The sequence below is a fragment of the Streptomyces sp. NPDC093225 genome (genome assembly GCF_044753805.1).
Taxonomy (GTDB): Bacteria; Actinomycetota; Actinomycetes; order Streptomycetales; family Streptomycetaceae; genus Streptomyces.
The window spans coordinates 1-21,685 of sequence record NZ_JBIVNX010000085.1; the positions used below are offsets into that span (position 1 = coordinate 1).

A 21,685-nucleotide genomic window follows, 5' to 3' on the forward strand; every position below is an offset into this window, starting at 1 on the left:
CGAAGCCCCGAAGCCCTCGGGGTGGGCCTGCCGCAGGGCCTGCAGGCCATGGCGGGTCAAGAGGCGAGGGGACCCACACACCACGGGGCGGCCCCGCGAAGCTCCGTCCCCTCCCGCCCCCGAGGGATCAACCGACAGCCGATGCGCGTCCAACACGCCCCAGAGAGAGCAGCCGCCCGCCGAGGGGCGCTGAATGCACCCCCCTCCCCAGAGAAATCGCCCCGCCCGAGGAGGCGGGGCGCAACCGACCCCCAGCCCAGCCGCCAAGGCCCCCTCCCGACACAGCCGGGCCCCGCGTCGGCGGGGTCGCGGGTGGGAATCCGGCGGTCGTGTAACGACATCGCCGGGAGAGCTATGGCCAGCCGTTACACAGCCGGAGGGGTGCCGCAACGGGGCCCTCCTAGCGTGGAACGCGCCAGCCAGCCCCAGCCCCGAGGACCCCCCGTGAGCACCCACCCCCGCACCGTCGCCGTCCGGGCCGTCGCCGTGACAGCGCTCGCTGCGAGCGTGCTGGCGCTGCCCGCCTCCGTCGCACTCGCCGACACCTCGACCGCGGAGCACCGAACCGCTCACACCCGCCACACCCCCCTCCCCCTCACCGCGAGCCGCGGGGCCGCGGAGCGTGCGGTGAAGCCTGCGCACTCGGTGGACTCGGTCGCGCGGAAGCCGGTCAAGACGGTGTACCTCGCGGACGGGGTCTCGACCGCGACCGTGTACCGCACCGGCACCGCCGGGTACCAGGCCGACATCGCGGCCGGCGGCGCCCCGCGCCGGACGCTGCGCTCCACGAACGGCACCGCTGCGCACGCCGTCGCGGTCGCGGACGGCCTGTACGTCGCGCTCGGCCCGGACGGCCGCGTCTCGTCCTGGGTGAACGACGCCGCGCCGGACACCGGGCCGGACCCCACCACGCTCGGCACCCCGCTCCGCATCGGCGCCGACGGCCACAAGACCGCCCACCGCGCCGGAGCCGTGGTCGTCGCCAAGCCGCTGGCCGCGGTCCAGGCGGGCATGAAGTCGCTGCGACCCGGCGTAGCCGCCGGCCCCGACGCCGGCCCCGGCGACGGCGTCCTGATGATCGGCGCGGGCGCGGGCATGGCGGCCGTCGGTGCCGCTGGCCTCGGGTTCGCGATGCTGCGCCGCGGCCGTACGTACGGCGTCCGGGACTGATGCCGTGGCGCAGCGGGCCGCGGATGCGGGAGCACCCCCGATCGCCGGTAGCCGGGGCGGGCCGGGCGGACAGCGCGCGGCCGGCGTCCCCTGTCGGAGAGAACCGGCCGGTGGCCACCAAAGCGAACCAGCCGCCAGACACCACCGAGACCCAGCCGATGAACGTCGGCAAGACCCACCGGGTGGACATCGACGAGATCCACCAGCCGGGACAAAACGGAAATCCCGCCGAATAAGGTCTACGGTGCCCAGCACGAGCACCAGGACCCGCACCCGCACCCGCACCCGCACCCAGGAGGGCGGCCGTGAGACCGCGCCGTACGCCACCGCCACAGGCGGGAGTCCGCCGTGCCGCGCTGTCGGCGCTGGTCGTCGCCACCGTCGCCGCCGCCGCGACGGGCTGCGGCGACGCCGGCCGTCTGCAGAGCGCCGGTCCGACCCCGATCGCGAGCGGGCCGGTCCACCTGTGGCCCCAGCGCAAGGGCGCCACGATCCTGCCCCCGGACCCCGGCGGCAACCCGCCCGAGTACGTGCAGGGCATCCCCCGCGTGACCCGCCAGAACGTCCACCAGGTCGACCCCCTCGCCCTGGTCAAGGCCGAGATCAAGGCCAACGGAGGTGCCGCGAGCGGGCCCATCGCCCTGCCCGCCGAGACCGTACGGGCCATCGAGGCGTGCAAGACCGCCGGCGCGCCGAAGTGCCCGGTGCTCGCGCCCTACTACCGCGACCTGACCGGCAACGGCCGCGACGAGCTGATCATCGGCATCGAGATGCCGGACGCCCAGCTGGCCGTACGCGCCTACACCGCCGACCCCGACGGCCGCTTTAACCGGATCATGGGTACGCAGGACGCGGTGATCAGCGTCGAGCTGGCCGGCCGGGACATCGTCCTGCGCGCCCCGGGCGGCAATCCCGGGTACGAGTGGATCACGGCCTGGTCCTGGGACGAGCACCAGCGGACCATGCTGATCACCCGCGACCAGATCGTCCGCGTGACACAGCCCCGCCCGAACGGATCCACGGGAACCGGATCCGCAGGGACCGGATCGACGGGAACGGGATCCGCAGGGACCGGATCCGCAGGCACCAGCTCCACGGGCACCGGACCCGCCGGCACCAGCTCCACGGGCACCGGCTCCGCGGCCCCCGGCTCGGGCGCCGCCGGCCCCGCGGGCGAGGACACGAGCACCGTGCCGTTCGGCCCGCCCTCCTCCCCCATCGCCTCGGCCGCCGCGCCCGCACCCCTCCTCACCCCGGAGGCCTCCGCGCCGGCGGCGGCCCGATGAGGAGGCCCCGCCTGCCCGCCTGGACGGCGACGCTGACCTGGAAGTCGGCCTGCTTCATCGCCGTCATGTGCTGCGCCCTCGCCGCCGTGCTCGGTGCGCTCGTGCACGTCGAGGTCACCCGCCAGACCGTCGACACCGCCCGCGACAAGGCGCTGTCCAAGCTCACCGACGCGGCCCGCGCCTACGAGGCGGGCGAGGCGCTCCCGCCGGGCTCCGGCATCGATCCCGACGGCCTGCCGCCCTCGCTGCGCCGGCTGGCGGTCGGCGGACTGCGCGGCACGATGGTGGCCGACTACCAGGGCATCCCCACCATGTGGGCGGCGGCCCCGGCCGACGGCCGTGCGCTGGCCGCCGCCGTGGACTACAGCCAGAGCGCCCGCACGATCAGCGGCCTCGACAACGCGATCATCGGCTCCGCGGTGCTCGCGATCGGCGGCACGCTGCTGGTCGGGGCCTTCGCCGTCACCCGCGTCACGCGCCGGCTGCACCTGGCCGCGACGGTGGCCCGCAGGATCAGCCAGGGAGACCTGGACGCGCGCGTGGCGGACCCCCGTACGAAGGACCCCTCGCGCCACCAGGACGAGGTGGCCACGGTCGCCGGGGCCCTGGACACGATGGCCTCCACCCTCCAGGCGAAGCTGCTGATCGAGCAGCGCTTCACGGCGGACGTCGCGCACGAGCTGCGCACCCCGCTCACCGGTCTGACGGCCGCGGCCGAACTGCTGCCCGAGGGGCGCCCGACGGAGCTGGTGCGCGAGCGGGTGCGCACGATGCGGCAACTGACCGAGGACCTGCTGGAGATCTCGCGCCTGGACACCGGCCGCGAGCAGATCGAGACCGACCTGCACCCGCTCGGGCCGCTCGCGGAGCGGACGGTGCGCGCCTCGGGCACGGACACGCAGGTGGTGGTCGTGCGCGACCTGTACGTGGAGACGGACCGGCGGCGGCTGGAACGCGTGCTCGGCAACCTGGTGGGCAACGCCCACCAGCACGGCCGGACCCCGGTGGTGGTGACCGTGGACGGCCCGGTGGTGACGGTACGGGACCACGGCGACGGTTACCCGGACTACCTGCTGGCGCACGGGCCGCAGCGGTTCCGCACCGAGCCGAAGGCCGGGGTCAAGGGCCACGGGCTGGGGCTGACCATCGCGGTCGGGCAGGCGGCGGCGATCGGCGCCGGCCTGGCGTTCCGCAACGCCCCGGACGGCGGGGCGCTGGCGGTGCTCACCCTCCCGGCGCCGGACCCGCGCGACGCCCCGGTCCCACCGGGGGCGGACTAGCGCGAAGGGGACGACCCCATACGACCGCTCACGACCCCATCGGACCGCTCACGCCCCCGCCGCCGGCCCCGGACCCGGACCCGCCGCCGAAGCCGTCCCCGGACCCACCCCCGCACCCGCCCCCGGATCAGTCCCCGGAGCTCTCGCCGGACCCGTCCCCGGCCCCGTCGGCCCCGGGCCGCGGCTTCGACCAGGGCCAGCGCAGCCGTCGGCGCTCGCCCGTGGGGTCCCACTCGTACTTCCAGCCGGTCTGCAGACCGAGCCGCTTCGAGTAGCCGGCCGGGACCCGGCGGTAGACGAGGACCGTCGGCGGGCCGCCGGCCGCGTCGGGGACCGGGATCTCGTACTGCTTCGGCGGGTGGCCGGTCGGGCCGAGCAGGACGGGCAGCACGCGCCCGTCCATCGGGCCCCCCTCGAAGCGGGTGTCGGAGCTCTTCACCCCACCAGTGTCACAGCAGGTGCGGCCTCCGGTGCACGACAGGTCGCAGGAGGCGCCGTGCCGCCCCGGCCTCACAGGAGGTGCGACGCCTCCGACACGACCGGGGCCACCCGCCTCACCAGGCTCCCCACCGGCCCCTCCGGCGCCTCCAGCGCCAGGGCCGCCCGGGCCGCCGCCGCGGTCTGCGGGTCGGAGGCGGCCGTGACCGTGAGCAGCGAGACGAAGTGGTCCACGAGCCAGTCGCGCAGCTCGTCGACCGGCGGCCGCTTCCCCTCGTCCAGCCAGATCAGGGAGGCCGCCTCCACGGCGGCGATCCAGGTGCGCACCATCATCCGCAGCCGGGGCCCCGGCTCGGGGACGGCCAGGTGGAGCAGGATCTGCTCGGCCGCGGCCCGGCGCACGCCGTCGACGGTGGCGCTGGTGCGGGAGGTCTCGGCCATGCTGCCGCCCTGGAGCAGGGCGCTGAACCCGGCGTCGTGCTGGTCGACGAAGGCGAGGTAGCGGTCGAGGACCCGGGTCAGCCGGCGGGTCAGCGGGCCCGAGTGGGCCTCGTCGAAGCACAGTTCGAGCTCGTCGGCCGCGGACCGCAGGGCGGCCTCGTACAACTGCTGCTTGCCGCCGGGGAAGTAGCGGTAGACCAGGGGCCGGGAGACGCCGGCCGCCTCGGCCACGTCGTCGAGCGAGACCTCGTCCGGCGACCGGTGGGCGAAGAGCGACAGGGCCGCCTCCAGCAGCTGGCCGCGCCGCTCCGCCACGCTGAGCCTGCGGTACGCCGGCCGGGCCGGCGCGGCGGACGCGGCGACCGCACCGGACGCGGCGGCGGAGGCGGCACGGGACGCGCCCGCGGCGGAGGCCGCACCGGGCGCGGAGGCGGCGGCGGAAGCTGTACGGGGTACGGGCGGCCGGGGCGTCATGCCCCGCAGCGTAACCGCACCCCGCCGCCGCCCGGGCGGCCTCAGGCCAGCAGTCCCGAGCTCCGCCACAGCCGGCGCCCGATCCCGTTGAGCACGCCGATGTCGTCGAGGAAGTCGGTCAGCCGCTTCGCGCCGGTCTGCATCACCTCGCGGCGGTGGCCGCTGGCCCTGACCTGGGCCACCGCCTCGCGGCGGTCCAGGCCGACGTTGTCGTACACGGCGGGGTTGACGAAGGCGACGGAGAAGACCCGGGCTGCCTCGCCGCAGCTGATCCGGGTCAGTTCGCGTTCCCAGCGCGGGGCGGTGACCATCTGGCGCCGCAGCTCCTCGCGGGCGTAGCGGACGTGCCGGGCCTCCTCGACCACGTGGATGCGGGTGACCCCGCGCACCAGCGGCTGCACGCGCTCGTCCGGGAAGGTCAGGCGCTGCATCCAGTCGAGGATCTCCTCGCCGAGCAGGGTGCAGGCGAAGGAGCCCGGGGTGGTGGAGACCGTCTTGAGGATCCGGGCGAGGTTGTGGTTGAGGCGGGAGACCGGGTACGCGGGGGCGCCGCCGGTCTTGATGAGGCGGGCGAACATCATCGAGTGCCGGCACTCGTCCGCGATCTCGGTGAGGGCGTACCGGACGTGGTTGCTGGTCAGGGACTTGTCGTAGATGTGCCGGACCAGCAGCTGCATGAGGATGATCTCGAACCAGATGCCGAGCGAGGCGAGGGAGGCGGCCTCGTGGCGGGCCAGCTCCATGCGCTGCTCCTCGGACATCCGCTTCCACAGCGGGGTGTCGTAGAGGGACACCAGCTCGGGCGGCCAGTACCACTTGCCCTCGACCGGGGGCGCGTCCCAGTCCAGCTCCCGATCCGGGTCGAAGGAATGCTTGGCGGAGGAGTCGAGCAGCCGCTCGGCGATCTGCTCGCGGTCCTTGAGCAGGCCGAGCGCGTCCCGCAGGACGGTGCGGTCGGTCACGGTCGTCATGGGTTCCGACTCCTCGTGCGGACGTGGCTTACCAACGGTCACCCCTTATGAGACTCCCCGTCAGCAACGCCGTCAATCCCTCGCGCACGAGTTGTTGACCCGGCGTCTACCAACGTGTGAACCTGCCAACCGTCCTGTCCTGTACGGCACTTCCGCGACGCAGCGCGAGACAAGGGGGCGTCGGTGGCGACGCACGAGCTCTACACGACCGACCCGGGCGAGCCGATCTGGTCCGTCCCGTCCTCCGGATCCGCCCGCTTCAACTGGGAGTACGACGGCGGCCGCGACCGCCTCCTGGCCCTCTACCAGAAGGGCAAGGACAAGCAGTGGGACGGCGCCAAGCGGATCGACTGGGACCTGGAGGTCGACCCGTACGACCCGCTGGGCACCCCGGACGAGGTGCTGACCCTGCACGGCACCCGGCACTGGGCGAAGATGACCGACAAGGACAGGGGCGACCTGCGCCGGCACTACACCGCCTGGCAGTTCAGCCAGTTCCTGCACGGCGAGCAGGGCGCCATGGTGTGCGCGGCGCGGATCGTGGAGTCCGTGCCGGACCTGGACGCGAAGTTCTACTCGGCGACCCAGACCATGGACGAGGCCCGGCACGCCGAGATCTACGCCCGCTTCCTGCACGACAAGATCGGGATGCTCTACCCGATCAACGACAACCTCCAGGGACTGCTGGGCGACACCCTGCGCGACTCCCGCTGGGACATGCCCTACCTCGGCATGCAGGTACTGATCGAGGGCCTCGCACTGGCCGCGTTCGGCATGATCCGCGACACCACCGACAAGCCGCTGCCCAAGCAGATCCTGGCGTACGTCATGCAGGACGAGGCCCGGCACGTGGCCTTCGGGCGGATGGCGCTGCGGGACTACTACCGGCAGCTCACGGACGCCGAGCTGCGCGAGCGCGAGGAGTTCGTGATCGAGGGCTGCCACCTGATGCGCGACCGGCTGCGCGGGGTGGAGGTGCTGGAGAACTTCGGCATCCCGAAGGCGGAGGCCGAGGAGCTCTCCGAGCAGTCCGAGTTCCTGCACCTGTTCCGCAGGCTGCTGTTCAGCCGGATCGTGCCGTGCGTGAAGGACATCGGCCTGTGGGGCGAGCGGCTCCAGAAGGCGTACCTCGACATGGGCGTCTTCGAGATGGGCGACTCCAACCTCGACCTGCTCATGACCCAGGACGAGGAGGTCGCCGAGGCCCTGGACCGCGAGCGGTTCGCGGCGGAGGAACGCGCCCGCGCCGCCGAGGTCCGGGCCACGATCGCCGAGGGCGCGGGCACGGGCGTGGACGGGGGCGCGGACAGGGGCACGGACAGCACGAGCGCGGGCGGAGACGCCGAGGGAGCCTCCGCCCCAGCCGTCTGACCGCACGGGACGGGCTCTCGCTTCGTGGGCCGCCCCGTGGTGTGCGGGTCCCCTCGGCCCACACACCACGGGGCGGCGCTAGTTCCACACGACCACGTCGATGGTCATGGACTTCTTCTCCAGGTCGACCTTGGTGACCGTCACGCGCGCGTACCGGTCCTCGCGGGTCTTCACGCACAGCACCAGGCCGCTGCTCACCTGCTTCGCCGAGATGTCCTCGCCGTACCCGGTCGTCTCGCACGCGGCCCGGTCGGGGGCCGCCGCCACCACCCTCGCGTCGGCCCCGATCGTTCCGTTGTGCCAGTGGTAGAAGTCGTGGCCGTCGGCCGTGACGCCCTCGCCGTAGCGCCAGGTGACGGAGTCCTCCACGGTCGCATCGAGGTCGATGCCGTAGTTCCGCACGAGCACGAGTCCGTCCTGGGCCCGCCGCACACCGCCCCGCTCCGGCGTCGCCGCGGCGGATCCGGCCGGGCTCTCCGGGGTCGCGGGTCCGGTGGCGGCCGTCGCGGTGGCCGTGGGCGACCGGGTCGGGCCGGTGGCGGTCCCCGGTGGGGCCGCGGGGGTCGCGACGGTCGGAGTCGGCCGCGGCGACCCTCCCTCCGAGCCGGAGCCGTGGCCACCGGAGAGAAGTGCGAAGACGCCGGTGATCAGCGCCCCCACCACCACGGCGGCCGCGGGGACGAGCAGCACCGGGTCGCGCCACCTGGAGCCCCCGGCCCCGCCACCCCTGGGGCTGCCGCCACCCCTGGGCCTGCCGCCACCCGACTGACCGCCCCCTGCCCCGCCGCCACTCGTCCCGCCGCCGCCCTGCGCCTGGCTCATGCGCCCCCCGGATCCGCGCTCGCGCGCCCCGCCCTGCTCCGACGAGCTGACCTATGCCCCGCGCAGGGGGCCGCAACCGTGGTGCGGCGGGGCGGTCACGCCGGCGGCGGGAAGGACGTGCGGAGGGTGAAGGCGTGCGGGGTGGGGCCGTGGGCGCGGAGGTGGGCGAGGCGCTCGCCGGCCTCCGCCACCGACGGGCGGTGTCCCGCCTCGACCCACCGCAGGGCGGTGGCGACCTCGGTGAGGTGCTCGAACCACTGGCGGCGGCGGGTCAGGAACTCGCGGTGCAGGCCCTGGTACATGAAGGCGGTCAGCGCGTCGGTGTTCCGCCAGACCGAGAGGTTGACCATCAGGGCGTCGTCACCGTCCAGTCGGAGGGCGGTGGAGTTGCCGGAGGCGTCCTGGAGGCGCCAGACGAACCCGTCGGCGGCGTCGGCGACGGCGTTGACGGGGTCGAGCCCGTCCATGAAGTCCTTGAACTCGGGTGCGTCCAGGGGGTACTTGGGGAGGGCTATGTTCACCTGTGCGAGCTCGTGGCGGATGTTCTCAGTCATGTCCGCACGATACGGCCGGAGTCGGGCGCTCCGGCAGGAGCGATCAAGGGGTGGGACGGGCCGCCCGCGCGGAGGGGCGTACGACGGGAGCGCCGGGCCGCTGCCGGACGTCCTCCCCGTACAGCGCCGCCTCCATCACCGCCCGGGCGATCGGGGCGGCGCTGCTGTTGCCGCTGATGTCCCCCCGGTCCGCCTCGGCGTCCTCGACGACCACGGCCACCGCGACCCCCGGCACCGGCGCGTCCTCGGCCCGGGCCCAGGCGATGAACCAGGCGTACGGGGTGCCCGCGTTGCCCACCCCGTGCTGGGCCGTGCCGGTCTTGCCGCCCACCTCGGCACCGGGGATGGCCGCGTTGCGCCCGGTGCCCTCCTCGACCACCGCCCGCATCAGCCGCTGCAGCCGCAGCGCGGTGGCCGGGTTCATGGCCCGGTGCAGGCTGCGCTGGCGGCCCCGGCGCACCGTCTCGCCGTCCGACCGGGTCGCGGCCTCCACCAGGTACGGGTACTTCAGGTCGCCGCCGCCCGCCACCGCGGCCGCCACCATCGCCATCTGCAGCGGCGTGGCACGGGTGTTGAACTGCCCGATGGACGACAGCGCGAGCTGGTCCGGGCTCATGTCGGTGTCGAAGTTCGAGCGCGAGACCCACGACGGCACCCGCAGTCCCGCGTCGTTGAAGCCGAATCGTTCCGCCGCCTCCACCATCCCGCGCAGGCCGACCTCGACGCCGATCTTCGCCATCACGGTGTTGCACGACCACTGGATCGCCTCCGCCATGGAGGCGTCCTCGCAGCCGCGCGAGGCGTTCGGCAGCGGGGTGGTGGTGCCGGGCAGGACGTACGGGTCCGGGGTGCGGGTCGGCGCGTCCACGTCCGTGACCACGTCCGCGTCCAGCGCCGCCGCCGCCGTCACGATCTTGAAGGTGGAGCCGGGCGGGTACGTCTCCCGCAGCGCGCGGTTGAGCATGGGCCGGTCCGGGTCGGCGTTCAACCGCGTCCAGGCCCGGCGAACCGCCGCGCCGGTGCCGGAGAGCGCCGCCGGGTCGTACGAGGGGCTGCTGACCAGGGCCAGGATCCGGCCGGTGGCGGGCTCCAGCGCGGCCACCGCCCCGCGCCGCCCGGCCAGTCCGGTGTACGCGGCCAGCTGCACCTGGGCCCGGACGGTGGTCGCGGCGTGGCCGGCGGCGGGCGGGCGCCGGGTGAGGTCGTGCCAGAGCGGGAGGGCGGAGAGCAGCGGGCTGGTACCGCCCAGGACGGAGTCCTCGGCCCGCTCGACGAAGCTGGTGCCGTAGGTCTGCGAGGCGAAGCCGGTGACCGGTGCGTACAAGGGCCCGTTCGCGTAGGTGCGCTCCCAGCGCAGGGCCTGGCCGCTGTCCCGGGAGCCGGTGACGGGCCGGCCGTCGACGAGGATGTCGCCGCGGGGGTGGGCGTACCGGGCGATGCTGCCGCGCTTGTTGGCGGGGTTGTCGGACAGCTCGCCGGCCCGCACCACCTGGAGCCGGGTGGCGCCCACCAGCAGCGCGCCGAAGAGGAGCAGGCAGAAGGCCGCCGACCAGCGGATGTAGCGGATCACGGGCGGCTCCTCCGACGGTTCGGGGCCGTCCGGGCGGTGCGGGCCATCCGCGCGCTGCGGGCAGTACGAGCACCGCGGGCAGTACGGGTCACCCTGCCTCCTCCGCCTCCGGTACGGGTCTTCGGGCGCAGTCGCTGAGCCGTACCAGCAACGCCACGATGAGCCAGTTGGTCACCACCGACGAGCCGCCCTGGGCCAGGAAGGGCATCGCCATGCCGGTCAGCGGGATCAGCCCGGTCACCCCGCCGGCGATCACGAAGACCTGCAGGGCCAGGATGGAGGCGAGTCCGGTGGCCAGCAGCCGCCCGAAGGCGTCGCGCAGGGCGAGTCCGGCCGCGAAGCCGCGGGCCACGAGCAGCCCGTACAGCAGCAGGATCGCGCTGAGCCCGACCAGGCCGAGCTCCTCGCCCGCGGTGGCCAGGATGAAGTCGGACTTGGCGGCGAAGCCGATGAGCATGGAGTGGCCGGCGCCCAGCCCGGTGCCGAGCGTGCCGCCCTCGGCGAAGGCGAAGAGGGACTGGGCCAGTTGACCGGGGCCCTGGCCGGCCCGGATGGAGGCGAAGGGGTCCAGCCAGTCCTGGACGCGGCTGTGGACGTGCGGCTCCAGCGTGCCGACGGCGTACGCGCCCAGGCCCGCGAGCAGCAGGCCGATGGCGGTCCAGCCGATCCGGCCGGTGGCCACGAACAGCATGATCACGAAGAGGCCGAAGAAGAGGAGCGAGGTGCCGAGGTCCCGTTCGAGGACCAGCATCCCGACGCTCAGCAGCCAGATCGTCAGGATCGGCGCGAGGGCGCGGCCGGGCAGCAGCCGGAAGACCCAGATCCGGCGGCCGGTGAGGGCGAGGGCGGTGCGGTTCGCGGCCAGGTAGGCGGCGAAGAACACGGCGAGCAGGACCTTCGCGAGCTCGGCGGGCTGGAAGGAGAGGCCGCCCGCCCGGATCCAGATGTGCGCGCCGTTGATCGCGGGGAAGAGCACCGGCACCAGCATCAGGAGCAGGGCGGCGGCCATGGAGAGGTAGGCGTACCGCTGCAGGACGCGGTGGTCGCGCAGCAGGGCGACGGCTGCGACGAAGAGGAGGAGCCCGAGCGCCGACCAGACGAGCTGGTCACGGGCGGCGGGCTGGCCGGGGGTCGCCAGGTCCAGGCGCCGGATGAGGACCAGGCCGAGGCCGTTGAGGAGGACCGCGATGGGCAGCAGCAGGGGGTCCGCGAACGGGGCGAGGAAGCGTACGACGAGGTGGCCGACGAGGACCGCGCCGGTCAGTCCGAGGGCCTGGCGGCCGAGGTCGGCGGGGGCGTGGCCGCGGGTGGTGAGGGCGACGCAGGTGTGACCGAGGAGGACCACGAGCACGGCCCCGACCAGCAGGGCCAGTTCGACGCCGCTGCGCTGGACGTGGCGTACGACGGGCGGCGGGGCCCCGTCCACCACCTTTGCCGTCAATGCGGTCATATGGCGACGGTAGCAAGCAACCTGAGCTTATGTCCGAATATGTCATAGTGCGCTGAAGAAACGTCAGAAGTGGGGCGTGGAGAGGCGCGGAGGGGCGCGGTCCGGCACGGACGGACGCCGATGCGGCCGCCGGACGGGTGACAGGGACGGCATGGCCGATACGTTTGTGCGACTTGTACTACTTCGCATGCCACGATCCCTCCCGTACCCACGGAGGTGATCGCAATGCCCGGACGGCTCCGACGCCTGGTGTGCGCGGCCGCGACGGCCGGGGTGGCTCTGGTGGCCGCCGCGCCCCCGACCGCCTCGGGCGCGGCCCCGGCGGCCCCGGCGGCCCCCGCACCACCCGCCTCCGAGGCCGGCACGACCACCGCGGCGAGCGGCCGGGCCGCCGCGCCCGAGGCCCCCGCCGCACCCGGCTCCACTGCCGCCGCAGACGCCGACGCCAGCGTCGTCACCGACGCCAACGGCGTCGCCGACCTCCTGACCCGGCTCCGGACGCTCTACCGCCAGGCCGAGGAGGCAACCGAGGCCTACAACGCCACCGAGGAGGCCCTCAAGGCGCGCCGCAAGGACGAGCAACGGCTCAGCGGTGACCTGGGCCGGGCCCGCAACGCCCTGGGCGCGAGCCGGGCCGCGGCGGGCGAACTGGCCCGGCGCCAGTACCAGGGCGCCGGCCGCGTCTCCCCGTACCTGCGCATGCTGCTCTCCGGCGACCCGGAGCAGGCCCTGGACGAACGCCGCCTGGCCCGCCGCGAAGCCGCCCGTCAGGCGACCGTACTGACACGCCTGGCCGGTGCCGAGAAGCAGGCCGGCACGCTGGCCACCCGGGCCCGCAAGGCCCTCGACGGCCAGCAGGTCCTCCTGCAGCGGCGCAAGGAGCAGCGCGACGCCGTCACGGCCCGGCTCGGCGAGGTCGAGCGGCTGCTGGCCTCGCTCACCACGGCGCAGCTCGCCGGAGTGACGGCGCTGGAGGAGTCCGGCGCGGCGAAGGCGCAGCGCGAGCTGGAGGAGTCCGGCCGGCTGGGTCCGGGGGCGGCGGACCGGACGCCCACCGCCGCCGGCGGGGCCGCGCTCGCGTACGCCACGCGGCAGATCGGGAAGCCGTACGCGTGGGGCGCGGCGGGGCCCGGGTCCTTCGACTGCTCGGGGCTCACCTCGCAGGCGTGGGCGCACGCCGGCCGGTCCGTCCCCCGCACCAGCCAGGAGCAGTGGGCGCGGCTGCCCAGGGTGCCGCTGGACCGGCTGCGCCCCGGCGACCTGGTGCTGTACTTCCCCACCGCGACACACGTGGCCCTGTACATCGGCGGCGGCAAGGTCATCCAGGCGCCCCGCCCCGGCGCCCGGGTCAAGGTGTCGCCGCTCGCGGCCAACCCGCTCCTGGGCGCCGTCCGCCCGGACCCCGCCGACCGGCCCCTGGACGCCTACACCCCGCCCCCGCTGCCCGGAGGGGCGGGGGCGGGCTCGGACGCCGGCTACGCCTCGACGGACGCCCCGTCGGACGCCCCGTCGGACGCCCGAGTCGGGGCCGGGACCGCCGGGGCCGCCGCGGAGACCTCGGCGAGGTAGTCCGCCGCGTCCTGCGGGTCGTAGAAGTACGCGTCGAAGTCGGAGGGGTTGTCGAAGCCGTTGGCGAATCGATCCGCCACCGGCTGCAGCTGACCGGCGGCGCCGATCAGGTTCAGCACGTGCTCGGGCGGCACGCCCAGCATGGCGTTCGTCCAGTCGGTGACCGGCTTGCCGGTGGTGAACCAGAACTTGTCGAACGTGGCCTTCATCCAGGCCTCGTCGAACGGCCGGTCGCCGTGCATGAGGATCGACGACAGGTACGAGGCCGCGCACTTGGCCGCCGAGTTGGCGCCCTGCCCGGTGATCGGGTCGTTGGCCACGACCACGTCCGCCACGCCCAGCACCAGCCCGCCGCCGGGCAGCCGTCCGATCGGGTTGCGCACGACCGGCGCGTACCGGCCGGCCAGCGTGCCGCCCGCGTCGGTCAGCTCGACCTTGGTGGCCCGCGCGTACTCCCAGGGCGTGAACCTCTCCATCAGCTCCAGGGTGAGCGCCAGGTGCTCGGCGGGGTCCTTGACGCCCTGGAAGACGTCGAGCGGGCCGCCCGGCAGGCCCTCCCAGAAGAGGATGTCGGCCCGGCCGGAGGTGGTGAGGGTGGGCATGACGAACAGCTCGCCGACGCCCGGCACGAGGTTGCAGCGCACCGCCTCGGTGTCCGGGTGCTCGGGGCGCGGGCCGAGCCCGTGCACGTACGAGACGGCCAGCGAGCGCTGCGGGGCGTCGTACGGGGACCGCGCCGCGTTCCGCTCGAACATCGACACGAGCTCGCCCTTGCCGGCGGCCACCAGCACCAGGTCGTAGGTGCGCGCGAAGAAGTCCAGGTCGGAGACGGTGGCGCCGTGGATCACGAGCTGGCCGCCGCGCTGCGCGAAGGTGTCGAGCCAGCCGGCCATCTTGACGCGCTGGTCGACGGACTGGGCGTGGCCCTTGAGGCGGCCGAGCCAGTCGACGGCGCGGCCGCCGTCGGGGGCGGCGACGGAGACGCCGAGGCCCTGGATCTTCGGGGCCCGGCTCGCCCAGAAGTCGAGCTTCAGGTCCCGCTCGTGCTGGAGCGCGGCGTCGAACATGCACTGGGTGGACATGACCCGGCCGGAGCGGATCTCGTCGGCGGTGCGGTTCGACATGAGGGTGACCTCGTACCCCTTGGACTGGAGTCCGAGGGCGAGCTGCAGGCCGGACTGGCCGGCCCCGACGACGAGTATCTTCCGCATGGGCGGATGCTCCATCTCTCCGGGCGGTGGGGGATCGTGCGATGACCGCGCCGCGCGCGCCGTGCGGGTGCGCGCGCCGTGCGCGGGGGCTATTCGGGAGTGTTGTCGAGCGCGTGGCCGACGAGGGTGAGCAGGCTCTCGACGACGGTCACCCGCTGCCGGGCGTCCATGATCACGACCGGTACGTGCGGCGGGATCGTGAGCGCGTCGCGCACGTCCTCCGGCTCGAAGCGCTGGCTGCCCTCGAAGTGGTTGACGGCCACGGCGTACGGCAGCCCGCAGCTCTCGAAGTAGTCGAGGGCCGGGAAGCAGTCGACGAGTCGCCGGGTGTCGGCGAGGACGATGCCGCCGATCGCGCCGCGCACGAGGTCGTCCCACATGAACCAGAAGCGCTCCTGGCCCGGGGTCCCGTACACGTACAGCACGAGGTCGTCGTCGAGGGTGATGCGGCCGAAGTCCATCGCCACGGTCGTGGTGTTCTTGGCCGGGGTGGCCGACAGGTCGTCGGTCGGGGCGCTGGCCTCGGTCATCACGGCCTCGGTGCGCAGCGGGGTGATCTCGGAGACCGAACCGACGAAGGTGGTCTTGCCGACCCCGAAGCCGCCCGCGACCAGCACCTTGACGGCGATGGGGGCGCGCGAGCGGTCGTACTGCCAGGGCTGGGCGACCTCGTCGGGGTCGAAGAAGGAGAACGACCCGGTGGCGGTCGTGAAGGGGTCGGAGGGCGCGGACGGCGCGGACGGCGCAGGCGGCGCGGACGGTGCGGACACGGCGGAGACCGGTTCAGAGACGGCGGAGCCCACTGAGCACCCTTTCGAGCAGTGCGCGGTCGGGGCGGCCGGTGCCGTGCCCCGTGCCGTAGACGCGGATCCGTCCCTGGTCGGCGAGGTCGCTCAGCAGGACGCGGACCACGCCGAGCGGCAGCTTCAGCAGCGCCGATATCTCGGCCACCGTGCGCATGCGGCGGCAGACCTCGACGATGGCCCGCATCTCGGGCATGCGGGCCGGCGCCTCGTCCCTGGCGTCGAGCGTGGCGACGAAGGTCTCCACCAGCAGCACGTGCCCGAAGCGGGTACGGCCGCCGGTGAGGGAGTACGGGCGGACCCGGGCGGGGCGGCGGTCCGCCCCGCGTATCGGCAGGCGATCGGGGCGCTCGGGAGCCTGCAGCTGGCTCACGCTCACGTGGTTCTCTCCATGGACTGGCGCAGCTCGCTGCGGACTTCGGGGGTCAGGACGTGTCCGGCGCGGCCGACGAACAGGGCCATGTGGTACGCGACGACGCTCATGTCGCAGTCGGGGGTGGCGTGCACCCCGAGCAGCGAGCCGTCACTGATGGCCATCACGAACACGCTGCCGTGCTCCATGGAGACCATGGTCTGCTTGACGCCGCCGCCGTCCATGAGGTGGGCGGCTCCGGCGGTCAGGCTCCCCAACCCGGACACGATGGTGGCGAGATCGGCGGAGGCCCCCCGCGGCCCCTTGGTCTCGGCCCGTTCGGCGCTCGCGTGTCCCGGGTCGGAGGACAGCAGCAGCAACCCGTCCGAGGAGACGACGGCGACGGAGACGAGCCCCGGCACCTCCTCGACCAGGTCGGTCAGCAGCCACTGCAGGTTGCGGGCCTGGGTGCTCAGTCCGTACGTACTGGGCGCGGTCACGTGCGTGCCTCCTCGACGGTGTCCCCCTCGTCCTGGGCCCGCTGCCGCTGTTCGGCGAGCTCGGCGTCTGCGACGCGCCGCCCGTCGCGGGCCCCTTGGTAAAACCCCCCGAGCCTACGGCGCAGTTCCTCCGCGTCCACCCGCGTCGCGGGCTTGCGGACCTCCCCCGTGCCGTGGTCGACGATCCGGGGGGTGCGCTTCGGCAGTCCCTTGTCGGTGATGCGCGGCCGCTCGACCTCGACGGTCGACTCCTCGGCGTCGCCGGCGGGCGCCTCGGCGTCGGCTGCTCCACCGAGCGCCTCGTGTCCCTCGTCCGTGTCTGCGCCGAGGGGCTGGTGGCGCGCCTCGGTGGCGTGGGACTCGGGGACGCGGTGCGCGTCGTACGCATCGTGGTGCGGCTCGGTGCCGGACGCGCCGTACGCGTCGTGGTGCGGCGGCTCGGTGCCGGACGCGTCGTCGCCCGCCTCTTCGGTGCGGGCGTGGTGGTCGGGCTCGTCGTACCCGCCCTGGCGCGGCAGCGGCGCGGCGATCAGCCAGGCGCCGGTGTCCTCCATGCTCACGGCGGCGGTCGCGTCGGCGACCGGGGCGGGCCCGCGCCCGGCCGGCGCCGAGCCGGGTACGACGTACACGCCGTCGACGGGCTCCGCCGGGTCGGTGACGGCCTCGTGGACCTCGACCGGCTCGGCGGGAGCCGGCTCCTCCTCCGCGGTGGCGGTCTCCGCCGCCGGGAAGGGGTCGGTCGGGGCCTCGGGCTCGCTGTCGACGCCGTTCTCGGTGTCGAACTCCGTGTCGGTCTCGGCCTCGGCCTCGGCCTCGGCGTCGAACTCGGCCTCGGGGGCCGGCGTCGCGGCCGCTGCCTCGGTTTCGGCGGTCCGGTCCTGGTGCTCGGCCTGCTCGGCCTCGGCCGTCGGGTCCTCGGCGACCGGCTCCGCGACCTCCGCGAGGGGCAGCGCGGTCTCGGCGACCGGCTCCTCGGCAGCCGGCGCCTCGGTCTCCGCGAGCGGCGGCTCGGTCCCGGCGGCCAGGTCCTCGACGACCGGCACCTCGACCACGGCCTCGGCGGCCGGCGTCTCCAGCACCTCCGGGCGGAACCGCGGCGGCAGGACGTTGGAGTTGGCCTCGGCCACGAACCCGGGCAGCTGGAGCGCCGGCACGCCGGGCTCCCCGAGGGAGTAGTCGGGGGCCGCCGGCGGCGCGTCCGGCAGCAGTGCCCCCGGTACGACGACCAGCGCCTCGGTGCCGCCGCCGCGCTGCGCCCGCAGCTCGGCCGTCACGCCGTGCCGCGCCGCGAGGCGCCCGGCGACGTACAGCCCGAGCCCCAGGCCGTGCTCGGCCTCGTCCTCCTGCTCGAACGCCTCGGGGTCGGCCAGCCGCCCGTTGAGCAGCGCCAGCCGGTCCTCGGTGACGCCGATCCCGCCGTCCTGGACGGACACGACGACGGAGCCGTCGTCCGTGAGCCAGCCCGACACCTTCACCTTGGCGTCCGGCGGCGAGAAGGTCGTGGCGTTCTCCAGCAGCTCCGCGACCACGTGCGAGATGTCGTCGGCGGCGTGCCCGGCGACCTGCGTGTACGCGGGCAGCGCCTGGAGGTCGACGCGCTCGTACCGCTCGATCTCGCTGACCGCGGCGCGCATGACGTCCACCAGGGGGACCGGCCCGGCGTGCCCGTGGCCGTGCTCCTGGCCGGCGAGGACCAGCAGGTTCTCGTTGTGGCGGCGCATGACCGTGGCCAGGTGGTCCAGCTTGAAGAGGGTGTCCAGGCGGTCCGGGTCCTGCTCCTTGGCCTCCAGCTGCTCGATGACCGCCAGCTGGCGCTCGACCAGGCCGAGGGTGCGCAGCGACAGGGACACCGAGGTGGTGATCAGGATGCGCCGGTGCTCCTCCAGGCCCGCCTTCAGCTCGGCGAGCTCCTTGTCGAGGCCGGTCTTGGCGGCGCTCAGCGCGTCGTTGCGGTCGATGAGCCGACGCCGGTCCGCGTCGAGCCCGGCGATGCGGGTGTGCAGGGAGGTGGACTGGGCCTCGGCGCGGGCGTGGATCTCGTTGATGGACCGGACGACGGCGGCGAACTCGTCGTTGCGGCCGGTGAAGCGGACCGGGTCGGAGCCGCCCTCGTGGTCGGGCGAGGCCAGCCGCTCGGCACCGCGCTTGAGCACGGACAGCGGCTGGGTCAGGGTCCGGGCCACGGCGGTGGAGACGCCGACGGCCACCAGCAGCAGGAGGCCTGCCAGGCCGAGCAGCACCTCGCCCTCGGTCACGTCGTCGTCGCGCAGCGCGGCGAGCGCGGTGGCGCGCTCGGCGGTGAGGGTGGACTCCACCGACCGCATCCGGTCGATCCGGGCGCTGAGTGCGGCCCCGACGGTGTCGGCGTTCAGCTTGCGGTCGCTCGCGGACAGCTCGGGGCCGTCGGTGAGCTTGGCGAGGTAGCCCTCGGCAGCCTTGACCTCGGGCCCGCTCACGGTGGCGGCCAGGGTCTCGCGGACGTCCGGGGCGGCGGCGCGGTCGAAGTCCTCCAGCGCGGCCTGCTCGCGCACCCGGGCGCGCTGGCCGGCCGTGGTCAGCTCGGTGCGGGCCTTCGCCTCGGGACCGGCGGGGGCGTCCTCGTACCGGCCGGTGACCGGGTTGAAGACGGTGCCGCCGTCCTCGGCCTCGGGCACGGCGAGGGCGGCCAGGAGCAGCCCGCGGGCGGCGGAGGCCTGCTCGACGGCCCGCGTCAGCGGGGCGAGGGCGCGGCCGGCGGCCACGGCCGCCTCGGCCCGCGGCGGGGTGCGCTCGGCCAGCTCGTCGGCGGGGGCGAGCAGGGTGGTGAGGATCTCGGAGTACGCGGTGTGCGCGGCCAGGGCGGAGCCCTTGCCGGTGAGGGCGGCGGCGCGGACCGACTTCACGCGGTCGAGGGCCCGGCCGGTGGCGCCGTCGGCGTCCCCGCGGACCTCCTCGATCTGGGCGTCGGTGCGGGCGGCCCGCTCCTGGACGGCGGCCTTCCCCTTCCCCTTGCCCTTGCCCTTGCCCTCGCGGCCGTGGGCGACGTACGCCACGGCGGCGTCGCGCTCGTCCGCCAGCGCGTGCGCGAGGGCGACGGTGGCGCGGGTCCGCTCGGCGAGCGTGACCAGGCTCTGGGAGTCCTTGAGGTCGGCCGAGGCCGCGATGAGGGCGGGGGCGCTCGCACCTATGACGGTGAGTCCGACGACGGCTACGCCGAGGACCAGCCGGCTGCGGACGCGCTTGGGGCGGCCGGCACTGCTGCCGGTGCCTGTCGCGTCTCCGGTGCGCTCGGTCCCTGCCGGGGCGCTGCCGTTCTTCCGAGACCGCTTCTTCGACACCGGTGCTCGCAATCCTGTACGTGTGCTCGTCTACTCGTCACCGGAGTGCCGGGCCGGCCGATCGGCGGATCGGCGGCACCTTCGTCCGGGTGGGTCCTGGCCGAGGTGACGGCCGGTCAACAAGTAAACGCCCCTGCCCCTCGTACCGCATCAGACCATTCCAAGTGTGGTTCGGGCAGGGGCGCGCATCGCCCGCCCGGCCACTCGAACGAGTGAACATCAGGGAAGAGTTGGCGATCAACTCGGACATCCCGCCACCAGGGGCCGCGCGTGGACGAGTGGTTGAACCTCGCCGCGGGCCCTGGCAGTATGCCCGCCCACATCTCGGGGCGGACCCGGGGATTCCGTAGGTGAAGCCCCCGTGTCGGTGCGCGAACAGGCCATTCATCCTGGTACGGACTAATTGGCGGACGGCCCCGCGAAACCCACGCACAGCCGGGACAAGCCCGGGCAGACTGTCCATATGCGCATCGAGCTGGCCACGGCACCCGGAGATCCGCAACGCCCCAACGAGGACTGGGTGTCGGCCCTCGCACCCGCCTTCGGCCAGGGCGGAGTCCTGGTGGCCCTGGACGGGGTGACCCCACCGCGCGGGACGGACGGCTGTCGGCACGGGGTGCCGTGGTTCGCCTCCGGCCTGGGCGGCCGGCTGACCGAACTGTCCGGATCGCGGCGGGACATGACACTGGAACGGATCCTCGCGGCGGCGATCGCCGCCACGGCCGACGCCCACCGCGACACCTGTGACCTTTCTCACGTCCGAACCCCCCAGGCGACGGTGGTGCTGGCGCGCTGGGACGAGGAGCGGGTGGAGCACCTGGTGCTGTCGGACTCGGTGCTGCTCGTGGAGTCCCCCGACGGGGACGTCACGGCCGTACGGGACGACCGCCTCGACCGGGTGCCGCGCGAGGTGCTGCGCTCGACGGCGGCCACGGACGCGCTGCGCAACGCGCCGGGCGGCTTCCACACGGCGGCCGCCGACCCGGCGGTGGCGGAGCTGGCGGTCACGGGCACGCTGCCGCGCGACCGGGTGCGGGCGTTGGCCGCCCTGACGGACGGGGCGAGCCGGTGGACGGACACGTTCGGGGAGGGCGACTGGGCGCGGTGCCTCGGGGTGCTGCGCGAGGAGGGGGCGCGGGGGCTGATCGACCGGGTGCGGACGATCGAGTCGGGGGCGCGCGGCGACGCGCGCGGCAAGCGGCACGATGACGCTTCGGTGGTGTTCGTGGAGTTGTAGGGGGGTGGGGGTGGGGGTGGGGTAGTTGGTGGCGGGTGGGTAGTGGTGGGTGGGTGGGTTCGTGGGTGGGTTCGTGGCCTACCCCGCAGTCAGGATTCCGTGCCCGCGTTCAGCTGGTTCAGCAGTCGGGCCAGCTCCGCGACCTCGCCGCGGTCCCAGTCCGCGAGCTTGCGCATGTACTGCTCGCGCCGCGCGTCCCGTACCCGCAGGAAGCGCTCGCGCCCTTCCGGCGTCAGCCCGATGAGGTACGCCCGCCCGTCCGCCGGGTCCGGCTCGCGGGCCACCAGCCCGAGGTCCTCCAGGGCCCGCAGCTGCCGGCTCATGGTGGCCTTGCCGACCCCGAAGTAGGCCGCGAGGTCCGTGGCCCGCTGCCGGCCCGCGTCCTCCAGCCGCACCAGCAGGCCGTACGCGGCCGGCTCCAGCTCCGGGTGGAGCTCCCTGGCCATCTCGCCCGACGACGCGCGGGCGCGCCGGAGGAAGACGGAGAGCTCCCGCTCCAACGCGAGGAACTCCGTCTGGTCTCCGCTGCCCTGCACTGCGTGCTCCCATCGTGCCGACCCCGCCTGCCGGGGGAGTACCAGTATTTCGCAGGTGGGGGCGGACGGGGGAGCGGGACACCTGTTGACGGGGTGGGGAGGGAGGGAGAAGGGGGAAGGGAGAAGGCGGAGGGGGAGGAGGGGAGGGGGAGGGGGGGCAGGCACCGCGGGGCGGTGTCGGGGTGGGCTCGCTTCGGGGGCGGGTCCCGTGGTGTGTGGGTCCCCTCGCCTCTTGAGGCGGCATGGCCTGCAGGCCCTGCGGCAGGCCCACCCCTGGGGCTTCGGGGCCTTCGGCCCTGGCCTACGGCCACCCCAGGCCCGGGCCTGCCTCCG

Annotated in this window: 20 protein-coding genes; 7 read left to right on the forward strand and 13 right to left on the reverse strand. The window is 74.4% G+C overall.

Annotation, left to right across the window (positions count from 1 at the left end; genetic code table 11):
• The first annotated feature begins 444 nt into the window (after positions 1-444).
• The 4 genes from ACIQCH_RS37110 to ACIQCH_RS37125 all read left to right on the forward strand — a co-directional run bounded on the left by ACIQCH_RS37110 (position 445) and on the right by ACIQCH_RS37125 (position 3,736).
• Complete coding sequence (locus tag ACIQCH_RS37110; protein ID WP_402588551.1) at positions 445-1,170, forward strand: hypothetical protein; 726 nt, start codon at positions 445-447, stop codon at positions 1,168-1,170.
• A 110-nt stretch (positions 1,171-1,280) separates the two neighbouring features.
• A complete protein-coding gene (locus ACIQCH_RS37115) occupies positions 1,281-1,406 on the forward strand; it encodes a hypothetical protein (protein ID WP_402588553.1) in 126 nt (41 codons plus the stop codon).
• A 69-nt stretch (positions 1,407-1,475) separates the two neighbouring features.
• Complete coding sequence (locus ACIQCH_RS37120; RefSeq protein ID WP_402588554.1) at positions 1,476-2,456, forward strand: hypothetical protein; 981 nt, start codon at positions 1,476-1,478, stop codon at positions 2,454-2,456.
• Entirely contained in the window at positions 2,453-3,736 is a 1,284-nt protein-coding gene (locus tag ACIQCH_RS37125) for a histidine kinase dimerization/phospho-acceptor domain-containing protein (protein ID WP_402588556.1), read from the forward strand. The genes ACIQCH_RS37120 and ACIQCH_RS37125 overlap by 4 nt, the downstream gene beginning before the upstream one ends.
• Positions 3,737-3,863: 127 nt before the next feature.
• On the opposite strand, the gene ACIQCH_RS37130 is transcribed toward ACIQCH_RS37125, so the two are convergent.
• From ACIQCH_RS37130 to ACIQCH_RS37140, 3 genes are all read right to left on the reverse strand, one after another.
• Positions 3,864-4,175 carry a hypothetical protein gene (locus ACIQCH_RS37130; protein WP_402588558.1) on the reverse strand — a complete coding sequence of 104 codons (312 nt, stop codon included), beginning with the start codon at positions 4,173-4,175 and terminating at the stop codon, positions 3,864-3,866.
• Between the two features lie 71 nt (positions 4,176-4,246).
• Positions 4,247-5,089 carry a TetR/AcrR family transcriptional regulator gene (locus ACIQCH_RS37135; protein ID WP_402588560.1) on the reverse strand — a complete coding sequence of 281 codons (843 nt, stop codon included), beginning with the start codon at positions 5,087-5,089 and terminating at the stop codon, positions 4,247-4,249.
• A gap of 41 nt (positions 5,090-5,130) precedes the next feature.
• Positions 5,131-6,060 (reverse strand): diiron oxygenase, encoded by a 930-nt coding sequence (locus ACIQCH_RS37140; RefSeq protein ID WP_402588562.1) that lies wholly within the window; start codon positions 6,058-6,060, stop codon positions 5,131-5,133.
• 183 nt (positions 6,061-6,243) lie between these two features.
• Between ACIQCH_RS37140 and ACIQCH_RS37145 the strand changes: the two genes are divergently transcribed.
• Positions 6,244-7,431, forward strand: a complete 1,188-nt coding sequence (locus tag ACIQCH_RS37145) for a ferritin-like domain-containing protein (RefSeq protein WP_402588564.1) — start codon at positions 6,244-6,246, stop codon at positions 7,429-7,431.
• A gap of 78 nt (positions 7,432-7,509) precedes the next feature.
• Here ACIQCH_RS37145 and ACIQCH_RS37150 read toward each other — a convergent pair whose 3' ends face one another.
• The 4 genes from ACIQCH_RS37150 to ACIQCH_RS37165 form a co-directional block, all read right to left on the reverse strand.
• Complete coding sequence (locus ACIQCH_RS37150) at positions 7,510-8,121, reverse strand: hypothetical protein (RefSeq protein ID WP_402588566.1); 612 nt, start codon at positions 8,119-8,121, stop codon at positions 7,510-7,512.
• Between the two features lie 227 nt (positions 8,122-8,348).
• Positions 8,349-8,807 carry a DUF3291 domain-containing protein gene (locus tag ACIQCH_RS37155; RefSeq protein ID WP_402588568.1) on the reverse strand — a complete coding sequence of 153 codons (459 nt, stop codon included), beginning with the start codon at positions 8,805-8,807 and terminating at the stop codon, positions 8,349-8,351.
• A 43-nt stretch (positions 8,808-8,850) separates the two neighbouring features.
• Positions 8,851-10,377 carry a penicillin-binding transpeptidase domain-containing protein gene (locus tag ACIQCH_RS37160; protein WP_402588570.1) on the reverse strand — a complete coding sequence of 509 codons (1,527 nt, stop codon included), beginning with the start codon at positions 10,375-10,377 and terminating at the stop codon, positions 8,851-8,853.
• A gap of 88 nt (positions 10,378-10,465) precedes the next feature.
• Positions 10,466-11,827 carry an FtsW/RodA/SpoVE family cell cycle protein gene (locus tag ACIQCH_RS37165; protein WP_402588572.1) on the reverse strand — a complete coding sequence of 454 codons (1,362 nt, stop codon included), beginning with the start codon at positions 11,825-11,827 and terminating at the stop codon, positions 10,466-10,468.
• Between the two features lie 225 nt (positions 11,828-12,052).
• On the opposite strand from ACIQCH_RS37165, the gene ACIQCH_RS37170 reads away from it, so the two are divergent.
• Complete coding sequence (locus ACIQCH_RS37170; RefSeq protein ID WP_402588574.1) at positions 12,053-13,396, forward strand: NlpC/P60 family protein; 1,344 nt, start codon at positions 12,053-12,055, stop codon at positions 13,394-13,396.
• Here ACIQCH_RS37170 and ACIQCH_RS37175 read toward each other — a convergent pair.
• The 5 genes from ACIQCH_RS37175 to ACIQCH_RS37195 all read right to left on the reverse strand — a co-directional run bounded on the left by ACIQCH_RS37175 (position 13,303) and on the right by ACIQCH_RS37195 (position 19,579).
• Positions 13,303-14,607, reverse strand: coding sequence for a styrene monooxygenase/indole monooxygenase family protein (locus tag ACIQCH_RS37175; RefSeq protein WP_402588576.1), 1,305 nt, complete (start codon positions 14,605-14,607; stop codon positions 13,303-13,305). The two genes, ACIQCH_RS37170 and ACIQCH_RS37175, sit on opposite strands and share 94 nt — an antisense overlap.
• A gap of 89 nt (positions 14,608-14,696) precedes the next feature.
• Entirely contained in the window at positions 14,697-15,410 is a 714-nt protein-coding gene (locus ACIQCH_RS37180; protein WP_402588578.1) for a GTP-binding protein, read from the reverse strand.
• Positions 15,391-15,783, reverse strand: a complete 393-nt coding sequence (locus ACIQCH_RS37185; protein ID WP_402588585.1) for a DUF742 domain-containing protein — start codon at positions 15,781-15,783, stop codon at positions 15,391-15,393. The genes ACIQCH_RS37180 and ACIQCH_RS37185 overlap by 20 nt, the downstream gene beginning before the upstream one ends.
• Before the next feature lie 2 nt (positions 15,784-15,785).
• The gene (locus ACIQCH_RS37190; RefSeq protein WP_030210238.1) at positions 15,786-16,262 is read right to left on the reverse strand and encodes a roadblock/LC7 domain-containing protein; all 477 of its coding nucleotides are present in this window, start codon (positions 16,260-16,262) and stop codon (positions 15,786-15,788) included.
• Entirely contained in the window at positions 16,259-19,579 is a 3,321-nt protein-coding gene (locus ACIQCH_RS37195) for a nitrate- and nitrite sensing domain-containing protein (protein ID WP_402588580.1), read from the reverse strand. The genes ACIQCH_RS37190 and ACIQCH_RS37195 overlap by 4 nt, the downstream gene beginning before the upstream one ends.
• 463 nt (positions 19,580-20,042) lie before the next feature.
• Between ACIQCH_RS37195 and ACIQCH_RS37200 the strand changes: the two genes are divergently transcribed.
• On the forward strand, positions 20,043-20,816 hold the full coding sequence (locus ACIQCH_RS37200; protein ID WP_402588582.1) for a protein phosphatase 2C domain-containing protein: 774 nt from the start codon (positions 20,043-20,045) through the stop codon (positions 20,814-20,816).
• A gap of 89 nt (positions 20,817-20,905) precedes the next feature.
• Here the strand turns inward: ACIQCH_RS37200 and ACIQCH_RS37205 are convergent, their stop codons facing one another.
• Complete coding sequence (locus tag ACIQCH_RS37205) at positions 20,906-21,352, reverse strand: MarR family winged helix-turn-helix transcriptional regulator (protein ID WP_402588584.1); 447 nt, start codon at positions 21,350-21,352, stop codon at positions 20,906-20,908.
• Between the last annotated feature and the right edge of the window lie 333 nt (positions 21,353-21,685).